Genomic DNA, 11,765 nt, shown 5'->3' with positions numbered 1-11,765 from the left:
ATCCATTATGCAACAGATAAAGAATATGGAATTTAGTGGTGAGCGCCCTTTGTTCGCCTCTCACGATTTACAATTAGACAATGTCGTTATTCATGCCGGGGAGTCGGCATTGAAAGAGTGTAGCAATATCATAGCCGTAGGCTGTCGTTTTGAGGGTAAATATCCGTTTTGGCACGTGGATGGCTTCACCATCAAGAATAGCCTGTTTACCGAAGGTGGACGTGCCGCGTTATGGTACTCCCAAAATCTAGTGATGACGGATACACGGGTGGAAGCCCCAAAGATGTTTCGGGAGATGGACGGTATCAGACTGGAAAACGTACAACTACCCAATGCTCAAGAAACCCTTTGGCATTGCCGGAACGTGGAATTGATAAATGTGCAAATAGATCATGCTGATTATTTATTTATGCACGGCGAGAACATTAAAATCCGGAACTACGCTCAAAATGGAAACTACTCGTTCCAGTATTGTAAGAACGTGGAAATCCGTAATGCGGTCATCAATTCGAAAGACGCTTTCTGGAATACGGAGAATGTTACCGTATACGATTCCGAGATTAACGGCGAGTACTTGGGGTGGCACTCGAAGAACCTGCGTTTGGTAAATTGCAAGATCTCGGGTACGCAGCCGCTTTGTTACGCCCACGATCTTATGATGGAGAACTGTACGATGGCAGATGATTGCGATCTAGCCTTTGAATACAGTTCCGTGCAGGCGACTATCAACAGCTCGATCCGTAGCGTGAAGAATCCCCGTACGGGAAGTATCACCGCCGAAAGTTATGGTGAGGTAATCCTCGACGAGAACATCAAGGCTCCGGGTAATTGCCAACTGAGGCTATGGAATGAACGTACTTGCTTTTCCGCATAAAGAATATGAGATATAACTTCGATGAAATAGTGCCTCGTACCGGTACGAACTCTTATAAATGGGATAGTGCCGTGGGCACGGATGTACTACCGATGTGGGTGGCCGATATGGATTTCCGTACGGCACCCGTTATTATCGAAGCTTTACGGCAACGTGTAGAACATGCTATTTTCGGTTATACCCAAGTGCCGGATGCATATTACGAAGCGGTGACAGGTTGGTTTGAACGTCGGCATGGATGGCAAATACGGAAAGAATGGATGATTTATACCTCCGGTGTTGTTCCGGCTATTTCCGCCGTTATCAAAGTGTTGACCGAGCCGGGTGATAAAGTACTGGTGCAGACTCCGGTTTATAACTGTTTTTTCTCATCCATCCGCAATAACGGATGTGAGATTATCCGCAACCCTTTGTCTTATGCCCATGATACATTCACGATTGATTATGAGGATTTGGAGAGAAAAGCCGCTGATCCGAGGGTAAAGGTCATGTTGTTGTGTAATCCTCATAATCCCGCTGGAAGGGTATGGACACGTGAGGAATTAAGTCATATCGGCGAGATATGTATCCGTAATGGTTTAACAGTCGTATCGGATGATATACATTGCGAACTCGTATTTCCGGAATATACTTTTACGCCGTTCGCATCTATCTCGGAAGAATTCCTACGGCATTCCGTGACATGCCTGTCACCTAGCAAGGCTTTCAATATAGCTGGATTACAGATCGCCAATATCGTGTGTTCCGATGAGAACCTACGTCGGAAGATAGACCGGGCAATCAATATCAACGAGGTATGCGATGTGAATCCTTTTGGTGTAATAGCTACCATAGCGGCCTATAATGAGGGAGAGGAATGGCTGTCGCAACTGATCGATTATTTATGGCAGAATTACTTATACATGAAAGATTTTTGCGGGAAATATCTGCCGGACTTCCCGATAACCTTGTTGGAAGGCACTTATCTCGTATGGATGGATTGCCGTAAGTTAGGTAAATCATCGGAAGAATTGGAGCACTTGCTGATCGAGAAAGCGAAGCTATGGCTCAATGCCGGAACGATGTATGGAGCAGAAGGCGAAGGTTTCATGCGTTGGAATATCGCTTGTCCACGTTCCTCGCTGATAAAGGGACTGGAACGGTTTAGGAATTTTGTAGGTAGTGGCTGTTAAAGAATAGTGATGATAGAAAACGAGAGAAGGGGAAAACAACAATTGCTTTCCCCTTCTTTCATATATCTCTCGCTAGATAAAAGATTCGTTTTACTCGATCTCGATGCTATGTTTTACCGGAGTAAGAATGAACGTGAACTCATAGTCGCCGTAAGGAATTTGATATTCCGGGAGTGCGATAGTTCCCCAGCTATTTACACAGCCCAATCCCATCTGCACCTTATCGAGACAAAGGTTTGTCAAGTCAGCTTCCTCTACTTCGGGAGAGTGTCTTTGATCCTTCCGGGCACCGTCATCCAAAGACTCGATCGTATAATGTAAAGCGGAAGCGGAGAATGGGGCAGAGGCTACAACCTCGATACCGTTGCCAGCCTCGTTCAGCATTTTCCACCAGCGGATATCCGATTTCGTTCCATTCTCTTGCGGACGGATATACGAATAGAATTGCTCATCTACGGTCTGGCGGTAAATAGCCAAGTCGGCGTTACCCTTGCGGTCGATATAATTCTCCACGGGACCACGGCCGTAGTATTCGATATTCTCGAATGATCTCGGCATCGGCATTTGCATACCGAAGCGGAACATGGGGGATACCTTGGCATTCTTGTCTGCTGTCATTTTCTGGGTAACCTTGATCGCACCCTTGTTATTGATCACGTACGTCAAGTTCAACTTGGCGGATACGGTCGGCATATCGTAAGCGGCCTCTACGATCACTTGCTTGTTCTCCATCCGTTGGTTAAGAGAAGTCAGCTTCATCTCCGGATTCTTCCATGCGGCGTACTTTTTCTGTAGGCCAGCTCCGAAATCATTGTCTGTCGGCGCGCGCCAGAAGTTAGGAGTCAAAGCCTCTCCTTCCTTGATCATGTCTTGGCCGTTTACCTCGTATTTGATCAGATAACCATTCTCTCGATTGAACTCGGTACGGAAACCACAACCTTCCACGATCAGGTAATTCGCATCGCTATCTTGTACGACTGGAGCCTTGGTTTCGATATTGGTTGTCTCCACGTTTTTCAATTCCATAGATGGAGCCTTGTATGGATTCAACGTCAGCTGATCCTTGGCTACGGTATGTCCGGCGGGTAATAAACCCTCACGGTTCTTCAGTTTATAAGATACATTCAGCAACCATTCCGTGCATTGGCAAGTCTCGCCTAGATCCAATCGGATTGTTGATGTTTGCTGGGGAGCTACTTTCAGGTCATCGACACGTCCGCTACGAACAACCTTGCCACCTTTCAGCATTTCCCATTCCAGATAATAAGCGGAAAGGTCACGGAAGAAATTCTCGTTGTACACCTTGATCTCACCTTTCGACAGATCGCCGGGGGTTGTCCAGATATCTTGGTAATAATACCCCACCTCGTACATATGCGGGTTCGGAACACGATCCGGGCTGATCAAGCCGTTATCGCAGAAGTTATTATCGCTAGCGTCGAACTTATTGAAATCGCCGCCATAAGCATAGATCATTTTCCCGTTCTTGCCGGTCCAGCGTACGGATTGATCCACGAAGTCCCAGATGAAGCCTCCTTGATATTTCGGGTATTTACGGATCAAATCCCAATATTCCTTGAAACCACCTTGAGAGTTACCCATGGCATGGGCGTACTCACATTGTATCAAAGGCTTTTGCATGGAGTTGTCCTCGCAGTATTTAGCGCAATCCTCGTAGTTGTAATACATCGGGCAGAAGATATCTGTCTTTCCGGTCTTTCCGGCCTGCTCGTATTGTACGGCACGGCTGGGATCCTCGTTTTTGATCCAATCGTAAGCGGCCTCGAAGTTAGGACCGTATCCCGCCTCGTTACCCAAGGACCAGAAGATTATACTCGGATGGTTGAAACCACGTTGGACGTTACGTTGGTTACGTTCCAGATGCGCTTTCTTATAAGATGGGTTCTTGGCTAACGTTTCCTCGCCGTATCCCATTCCGTGAGACTCTACATTGGCCTCGGCTACGACATAGATACCGTATTTATCGCAAAGATCGTACCAGAAGTTATCATCCGGGTAGTGGCAGGTACGAACGGCGTTCAAGTTGAATTTCTTCATGATCTGTATGTCCTGTATCATGCGTTCACGTGAAACGACATAACCGCCATCGGGATCCATCTCGTGACGGTCGGCACCCTTGAAAAGAACCGGTTGCCCATTCACGAGTATCTGGGCGTTCTTTAATTCGATCTTACGGAAACCTACTTTTACAGGGATTACTTCGATTGTTTTGCCTCCCTCTTTTAAAGTAGCCCGTAAAGTATATAGATAAGGAGTCTCCGCAGTCCATTTGTGGGGAGAGGAGACTTCTATCGTCGTGCTGACCTTTCCGGAAGCGTTCAAGGATTGGGTAGCGACAGCTTTATTCTGGGCATCCAATAGTTCAAGCTCTACCGTACCTTTACCCTTCATGGTCAGGTTGACAGCCAACGAGCCATTTTGGTATTGAGCGTCCAGATCCGGAGTCACACGTATATCGGCGATCTGTTGCTTTGGGTTACGGGCGTATAAATAACAATCACGTCCGACACCGCTGTAACGGAAGAAATCTTGGTCTTCCAGATAAGTGCCATCACACCAGCGGAATACTTGGAAAGCGATCAGGTTTTTTTGTCCGGGTTTCAAGTAAGGAGTTAAGTTAAACTCCGCTTCCAGCTTGCTATCTTCGCTATAGCCTACGTACTTCCCGTTTACCCACAAATACATATTGGAGGTAACGGAGCCGAAATGGGCGATGATCTCTTTTCCGTTCCAGCTGGCAGGAACCATGATCTCACGACGGTAGGAACCCACATGGTTATTAACGGTAGGGACCTCGGGCGGGTTGTTCTTGAATTGCTCACGCCAAGCGTAACCAACGTTTACGTAGAGAGGATCTCCATATCCGTTCAGTTCCCATACACCGGGCACAGGCATATTGTTCCATCCTTTGTCGTTGTAATCGGTCCGCCAGAAATCGGTAGGACGAGCGTCAGCGTTCTTTACCCAAAAGAATTTCCAAGGACCGTTCAAGGTCATGAAGTTCTGGGATTGTTCCTTGGCGTCCTTCGCTGCCACCTCGGCGGTCTCGTAGGCGAAGAAATTGGCGTGCATCGGGGCACGGTTTACGGCGTTGACCTCGGGGTCTCGCCACTCATTCGACTGGGCTACCGCTGTGAAAGCCAAAGCGGCAAACAGTCCGGTCATAAGTTGTCTTTTCATGCTATTATATTTTTAATCTGCTTTACGGAATTGCAAAACTAAGAATAAAATTCCGGGTATGGCAATAATTCCGGCGGAAACTAACAGGGCGACACGTAAAGAATAGAAATCATTTAGCCAACCTATAAATGGGGCGATGGCAGCGAATATCAAGCGGATCACAAAGTTACGGATCGACAAGACCGTAGCCCGCATCTCCGAGAAGGTCATTTGATTAATGTAACCTTTCAAAATCGGTGTGGCGAAGCCCCGGACTATATAGAAAATGAACAAGATCGCTAATCCCCAATAAGTAAGGTTATAAGCGAGCGATATATATCCACCTACGATTATAAGTAGTATAAACGTGTTTGATTTACGCATCCCGAAATACCGCTCTACCTGATCAGAATAGAGGGCGGACAATCCCACCGTCAGATTGAGCACGGTCCAAATGACACCGTAATAGGAGGTCGGGGTTTCCAACTTCATCAATACGGGCTGCACGAACCATGCCATCGTTAATGTAGCGGCTCCGATGATACCGGAGAACATGATGTTATAGCATAGCCTACGGTTCGTAACCAAGGAATATTTCAAAATGCGGAGAATCTCGGAAACCGGGTTCTGCACCTTACTCTTAGTATTGAATTCCTGCAAGGCGAACGCTGCCGGAATGCCGATAAAGGCGACAAACGCTTGGGCGTAAAACGGCAATCGCAAGGAATAAGAGGCCAGCAATCCACCGAATATCCCGGCGATGGCCTCGGCGAAATTACCGATCATCGTGATACGTCCCTCGTACCGCAAGTAAAGTTCTTCTTTTTTATATCGTACGGTTGTATCGTAGAGCAGCGCCGAATCCGCTCCGTTTACCAAGGTTTGCCCGGTTCCCAACAGGATCTCAGCAAAGAGAAATGCCGTGAAAGTGGAGGTGAAAGAATAACATAGGTACCCACCAAAGAACAGTATACAACCTAGAATCAAGCATTTCTTACGTCCCCATACGTCCGCTAGGTAGCCCGAGGGAATCTCCAAAGCGACAGCGGCGACCGAGTAGACACTCTTCAAAATAAATACGTCTTGCAATCCTAACCCATGATCCTCATAGAAAAGGACAATGATAGGCATTACGAGCGAGAACCATTTGGATAACTTGATCAGATAGAGAGCGAGTATATTTTGTTTCATATTTTTCAACGGGATTGCCCTGTCGTTTTTATTTAGACACGCGAATGTATGAATTCTTTGCCAATAGCCTGAACTTTTTTAGGAAGCTTCTGTTCTTTTTGAAAAAGGAAAAATATGGTATTCAATCAACTTGATATTCATTTACTGATTACGGCCATTTGTGTGATATCATCCGCCTTGATATGCTATACGATCGGGGTCTGGGGCGAGCGTTTCCAAGGACAGTTAAAAGCGTGGCATCTTTGGTTTTTTGTATTAGGACTTTATGCGGACGCTATTGGAACGGGCTTGATGGAGCATATCGCCCAGCTGACCCATCTGCATGATACGGCGCATACCGTAACGGGAATTATCGCTATTTGCTTGATGCTAATCCATGCGATCTGGGCGATTTGGACTTACTTTAAAGGTTCGTTAAAAGCCAAGCAGCATTTCAACAGATTTAGCATTGTTGTGTGGTTCATCTGGTTAATTCCTTATTGCATCGGTATCTACATGGGGATGTCTCTCCATAAATAGAGGCCATCGCTCATATATCTTGAGAAATAAATCGTACATTTGGTGATATGTTTACTATATGCCATATCCCGGAAAAAGGTTTTGCCGATAAATACGCCCGTATCACCTCGGAAGGGGTCGTGAAGTGTCTATTTAGCTTCATAATGTAAGGGATGTAGAGGATTTCCCCCCGGCGGAATATCCCGAGACCGTAAATAAGGATGAACTGGGGAACTTAGCTTTATCTCAGGAAGAGGAGACTGCGATTGTCGCTTTTTTACGAACATTGACGGATTGCATCAAATAAAAATCAGCCTTTCCAAAAACTTTCTCCAGCCCTTGATAGTTTTCTTATAAAATAAAAAGAAGAGTTTAAACTATGGCGAAGAAAGTTGCGGACCAGTTAGTGGATACGCTGGAAAAAGCAGGCGTACGACGTATATACGCCGTGACAGGCGATAGCCTGAATGAGGTGAACGAGGCTGTTCGGAAAAACGGCAGATTGCGGTGGATTCATGTCCGTCATGAGGAAACGGGGGCTTATGCCGCTGCGGCGGAGGCCCAGTTGACAGGCGAGTTGGCTTGTTGCGCAGGTAGTAGTGGCCCCGGGCATGTACATTTAATTAATGGGCTGTATGATGCCCAACGATCCGGAGCACGGGTCTTGGCGATCGCTTCCACGATCCCTTCCCGGGAGTTTGGTACGGAATATTTCCAAGAGACAAATACGATCAAATTATTCGATGATTGTAGCTATTATAACCAAGTAGCCACTACGCCGGAACAATTTCCCCGGATGCTTCAAGGCGCTATGCAAGCGGCGATCTCATCACGTGGGGTCGGGGTGATCGGACTTCCAGGTGACTTGGCGGCAGAGAATGCTACAGCGGGTTTGTCCTCTACCATTTCTTTTCCTACGCGACAACGGGTTTGTCCCGCCGAACAGGAAATCCGGGAATTAGCGGATTTGTTGAATAACGCAAAGAAAGTGACACTTTATTGTGGAATAGGGGCGAAAGATGCCCATCCGGAATTGGTGCAGTTGGCTAAATTACTGAATGCTCCGGTAGCCTATTCTTTCAAGGGTAAGATGGAGATCCAATACGATAATCCGAACGAGGTGGGGATGACCGGTCTATTGGGCATGCCTTCCGGCTATTATAGTATGCACGAGGCAGAGGTGTTGGTGTTGTTGGGAACCGATTTTCCATACGAGGCATTCATGCCAGAGAGCAACACGATCGTACAGGTGGATATCAATCCGAATCGTCTGGGGCGTCGTGCCAAGATACAAATGGGGCTTTGTGGCGATGTGAAGGATACTTTGGATGAGTTGATTCCGTTGATTCACCAGAAAGAAGATGATAGTTTCTTGCGGGAACAGTTGGCTAAACATGAGAAAGTTCGGGAAAATCTCCGTTCTGCCGCCGCTGTCCGGGGGAAAGAAGAGAAGATACAGCCAGAGTACGTGATCTCGGTCGTAGACGAGCTTAGCTCGGACGACGCCATATTTACCGTGGATACGGGTATGACTTGTGTATGGGGTGCCCGCTATTTGCAAGCTACGGGTATGCGGAAGATGTTGGGATCATTCAATCATGGCTCGATGGCGAACGCCATGCCGCAAGCGATAGGGGCGGCATTGGCTTACCCCGGTAGGCAAGTCGTTGCGTTGTGTGGTGATGGAGGTATCTCAATGTTGTTGGGCGACCTTGCTACGATCGTGCAATACCATTTGCCGATTAAATTAATCGTGTTTAATAACCGTTCCCTAGGAATGGTAAAACTTGAGATGGAGGTGGCTGGACTGCCGGATTGGCAGACCACGATGTTGAACCCGGATTTCGCCCGGGTAGCCCTTTCAATGGGAATGGCGGGCTACAACGTGATCAACCCCGACGATGTATTCCCCACCTTGCAGAAAGTGTTTAACGCTGACGGACCGGCCTTGGTTAACATCATGACCGATCCGAACGCATTAGCGATGCCTCCCAAGATTGAGTTCTCCCAAATGCTTGGTTTTGCCCAAACCATGTATAAGTTAATGATGGAGGGGCGAAGCAAGGAGGTCTTGGATACCATCGATACGAATCTAAAACATTGGAAAGAGGTGTTTTAAACTCTCAAAAGAGCTGGATAACCGCTTTAGATTTTGCGCTTTGAATGGCAGCGTCCAATATCCGCACTACCATTAGGTTATTCTCCAACGAGGAAAGGTCCGTGGGAGGTACGTCAATCTCTTTACGGACAGCGGCTTTCAAGAAATAAAAGGAATCATTATAAGGAGCGTTCAAGGAAGGTGCTATTTCTTGGCGCTCCTTTCCGTTGGTATAAATTCGCATTTCCTTAGGTGTATCTTGGTAGATATATCCTTTGTCGCCATAGATATGCATATCTTTTCTACCCATCGGCCAACACCATGATCCCATGATCTGGACGGTCGCGGAAGGATATTCCACGATAATAGTCGCGTCATCGTCTACCTTGGGATAAAGATTCGGTTTATTCTGCCGTAGTACGGCGTATACGCTAAGAGGCTTTTCATCTTTCATGAGACGGGTGGCTAAGTTGGCTCCGTAACATCCAAAATCGATAACCGCCCCGCCGCCATTCAGCACGGGGTCAGTTAACCAGTCCGTGAACTCTTTTCCGCAGTTGATCTCGAAGGGACCTTGATGCCCGTCGTATACGTTGATACGATCGATCTTCCCGATAGCACCGCTGTCGATAAGGCGGAATGCCTCATGGTTAGTATTATACCACGTAGTCTCGTAGTTGGTAAGCAACAAGATATTTTTCTCACGGGCGAGCGATGCCATTCGGGTAGCATGTTCGTTATTGACGGCCAATGGCTTTTCTACCATAACATGTATGCCTCTCGGTGCGCAAGCCTCTACCACACGAAGATGGTCGTGGATCGGCTCGTATACGATGACCGCCTCCGGATGGGTCTTATCCAGCATCTCGCCAAGGTCCGCATAGAATAGGTTAGGATCCAGCTTATCCCGCAGACCGTTATGTTCCCGTAAGTAATCATCTTTCTCGGCGACTCCTACAATCTTGAAATCGCCTCTATCCAAACGGCTTATCACCTCCCATAGATGTCCGTGGGATACCCCTGCCACGGCCAGTCGCAAAGGCTCTCCATCTTGCCCTTTCGCCGTGAGAGTTAAGAACGTAAATGTACATAACATAAGTAAGTAACGTGTGATCTTGTGTATATTCATGATATTATCTATATATAGTTTTTACAAAGATATACGATTATTTCTTACCTTTGCAACCCATTACTTATTCAGATTAAGGAAAACAGTATAATTTAGAAATATAAAGAAATGGCAAAAGAGCTGAAAGAACTTACACCGAGAAGTGTAAACTATTCGCAGTGGTACCAAGATTTGGTAATTAAGGCAGATTTGGCGGAGAATTCCGCCGTGCGTGGTTGTATGGTGATCAAGCCTTACGGATACGCTATCTGGGAGAAGATGCAACGTATCCTAGACGATATGTTCAAGGAAACCGGTCATGTGAACGCTTATTTCCCCTTGCTGATCCCGAAGTCTTTCTTAAGCAAAGAAGCTGAGCACGTAGAAGGGTTCGCCAAGGAGTGCGCCGTGGTTACTCACTATCGTTTGAAGACAAATCATGACGGTACGGGGGTTGTCGTAGATCCGGCAGCTAAACTGGAAGAGGAATTGATCATTCGCCCGACTTCGGAGACCATTATATGGAATACATACCGTAACTGGATTCAGTCTTACCGTGACCTGCCTATCTTGTGCAACCAATGGGCGAACGTGATGCGCTGGGAGATGCGTACTCGCTTGTTCCTTCGTACGGCTGAGTTCTTGTGGCAGGAAGGCCATACCGCTCACGCTACTCGTGAAGAAGCGGAGATAGAAGCTAAGAAGATGCAAGACGTTTATGCGAACTTCGCAGAGAATTATATGGCAATGCCGGTAATAAAGGGCGTGAAGTCTGAGAGCGAGCGTTTCGCCGGTGCTTTGGATACCTATACGATCGAGGCGATGATGCAGGATGGAAAAGCTTTGCAGGCGGGAACTTCCCATTTCTTGGGGCAGAACTTCGGTAAGGCTTTCGACGTTACTTTCATCGACAAGAACGGTAAGAGCGACTATGCTTGGGCTACTTCTTGGGGTGTTTCCACACGTTTGATCGGAGCGTTGATTATGTCTCACTCTGATGATAACGGTTTGGTATTGCCTCCACATTTGGCTCCGATACAGGTTGTGATCGTACCGATCTACCGTAGCGCTGAGCAATTGACGCAGATCAGCGAGAAGGTCGCTGGTATCGTGGCTAAATTGAAAGCGTTAGGCATTTCCGTGAAATATGATGACGCTGATAACAAGAAGCCGGGCTGGAAGTTCGCTGAGTACGAGTTAAAAGGTGTTCCCGTGCGTTTGGCTATGGGTGGTCGTGATTTGGAGAATAATACGATCGAAGTAATGCGCCGTGATACTTTGGAGAAGGAGACGATCACGTGTGATGGCATTGAGGAATACGTGAAGAATCTGTTGGAGGAAATCCAAGCGAATATCTTCAAGAAAGCGTACGATCACCGTGAGGCTAACATCATAAACGTAGATACGTATGAGGAATTTAAGGAGAAGATCGAGGATGGCGTCTTCATCATGGCCCACTGGGATGGAACCCCGGAAACAGAAGAATTGATCAAGAACGAGACGAAAGCTACGATCCGCTGTATTCCTTTAGCTGGTGATAAGACTCCGGGTAAGTGTATGGTGACAGGTAAACCGTCGGCTTGCCGGGTACTGTTCGCCAGAGCTTATTGATCGCCCCCCGGTTTCGGGGCGAGAGTGGTTATA

General features: G+C 47.1%; 8 protein-coding genes and 1 pseudogene. 6 read left to right on the top strand and 3 right to left on the bottom strand.

Features of this window, described 5'->3' with window-relative positions; translation table 11 throughout:
- Window positions 1–7: 7 nt before the first annotated feature.
- Both ACESPU_RS04095 and ACESPU_RS04090 read left to right on the top strand, forming a co-directional pair.
- Window positions 8–874 carry a DUF3737 family protein gene (locus ACESPU_RS04095; RefSeq protein WP_005862587.1) on the top strand — a complete coding sequence of 289 codons (867 nt, stop codon included), beginning with the start codon at window positions 8–10 and terminating at the stop codon, window positions 872–874.
- Between the two features lie 5 nt (window positions 875–879).
- Window positions 880–2,046 (top strand): MalY/PatB family protein, encoded by a 1,167-nt coding sequence (locus ACESPU_RS04090; protein ID WP_373133144.1) that lies wholly within the window; start codon window positions 880–882, stop codon window positions 2,044–2,046.
- A 90-nt stretch (window positions 2,047–2,136) separates the two neighbouring features.
- Here ACESPU_RS04090 and ACESPU_RS04085 read toward each other — a convergent pair whose 3' ends face one another.
- Together ACESPU_RS04085 and ACESPU_RS04080 are read right to left on the bottom strand one after the other, a co-directional pair.
- Window positions 2,137–5,247, bottom strand: coding sequence for a glycoside hydrolase family 2 TIM barrel-domain containing protein (locus ACESPU_RS04085; RefSeq protein WP_048927259.1), 3,111 nt, complete (start codon window positions 5,245–5,247; stop codon window positions 2,137–2,139).
- A 12-nt stretch (window positions 5,248–5,259) separates the two neighbouring features.
- Window positions 5,260–6,417, bottom strand: coding sequence for an MFS transporter (locus tag ACESPU_RS04080; RefSeq protein ID WP_158533120.1), 1,158 nt, complete (start codon window positions 6,415–6,417; stop codon window positions 5,260–5,262).
- A 114-nt stretch (window positions 6,418–6,531) separates the two neighbouring features.
- On the opposite strand from ACESPU_RS04080, the gene ACESPU_RS04075 reads away from it, so the two are divergent.
- From ACESPU_RS04075 to ACESPU_RS04065, 3 genes and pseudogenes are all read left to right on the top strand, one after another.
- A complete protein-coding gene (locus tag ACESPU_RS04075; protein WP_048927261.1) occupies window positions 6,532–6,936 on the top strand; it encodes an HsmA family protein in 405 nt (134 codons plus the stop codon).
- Window positions 6,937–7,075: 139 nt separating this feature from the next.
- Window positions 7,076–7,222 (top strand): annotated as a pseudogene (locus ACESPU_RS04070) (cytochrome-c peroxidase); the annotation flags it as partial.
- A gap of 72 nt (window positions 7,223–7,294) precedes the next feature.
- Window positions 7,295–9,034, top strand: a complete 1,740-nt coding sequence (locus ACESPU_RS04065; RefSeq protein ID WP_373133143.1) for a thiamine pyrophosphate-dependent enzyme — start codon at window positions 7,295–7,297, stop codon at window positions 9,032–9,034.
- Between the two features lie 4 nt (window positions 9,035–9,038).
- Here the strand turns inward: ACESPU_RS04065 and ACESPU_RS04060 are convergent, their stop codons facing one another.
- Window positions 9,039–10,142 carry a Gfo/Idh/MocA family protein gene (locus tag ACESPU_RS04060; protein WP_048927263.1) on the bottom strand — a complete coding sequence of 368 codons (1,104 nt, stop codon included), beginning with the start codon at window positions 10,140–10,142 and terminating at the stop codon, window positions 9,039–9,041.
- Window positions 10,143–10,250: 108 nt separating this feature from the next.
- Between ACESPU_RS04060 and proS the strand changes: the two genes are divergently transcribed.
- Window positions 10,251–11,732 (top strand): proline--tRNA ligase, encoded by a 1,482-nt coding sequence (proS, locus tag ACESPU_RS04055; RefSeq protein WP_005862574.1) that lies wholly within the window; start codon window positions 10,251–10,253, stop codon window positions 11,730–11,732.
- Window positions 11,733–11,765: the final 33 nt, after the last annotated feature.

The sequence above is a fragment of the Parabacteroides sp. 20_3 genome, from assembly GCF_964238835.1.
GTDB classification, from domain to species: Bacteria; Bacteroidota; Bacteroidia; order Bacteroidales; family Tannerellaceae; genus Parabacteroides; species Parabacteroides distasonis.
The sequence above is the reverse complement of the archived record's forward strand: the minus strand, read 5'-3'. Positions and strand labels throughout refer to the sequence as shown.

Excerpts from the sequence above, each read along its gene's own strand:
- ACESPU_RS04095 (WP_005862587.1), top strand. The coding sequence starts at position 8 with ATGCAACAGATAAAGAATATGGAATTTAGTGGTGAGCGCCCTTTGTTC.
- ACESPU_RS04075 (WP_048927261.1), top strand. The coding sequence starts at position 6,532 with ATGGTATTCAATCAACTTGATATTCATTTACTGATTACGGCCATTTGT.
- ACESPU_RS04085 (WP_048927259.1), bottom strand. The coding sequence starts at position 5,247 with ATGAAAAGACAACTTATGACCGGACTGTTTGCCGCTTTGGCTTTCACA.
- ACESPU_RS04090 (WP_373133144.1), top strand. The coding sequence starts at position 880 with ATGAGATATAACTTCGATGAAATAGTGCCTCGTACCGGTACGAACTCT.
- ACESPU_RS04065 (WP_373133143.1), top strand. The coding sequence starts at position 7,295 with ATGGCGAAGAAAGTTGCGGACCAGTTAGTGGATACGCTGGAAAAAGCA.
- ACESPU_RS04060 (WP_048927263.1), bottom strand. The coding sequence starts at position 10,142 with ATGAATATACACAAGATCACACGTTACTTACTTATGTTATGTACATTT.
- proS (WP_005862574.1), top strand. The coding sequence starts at position 10,251 with ATGGCAAAAGAGCTGAAAGAACTTACACCGAGAAGTGTAAACTATTCG.
- ACESPU_RS04080 (WP_158533120.1), bottom strand. The coding sequence starts at position 6,417 with ATGAAACAAAATATACTCGCTCTCTATCTGATCAAGTTATCCAAATGG.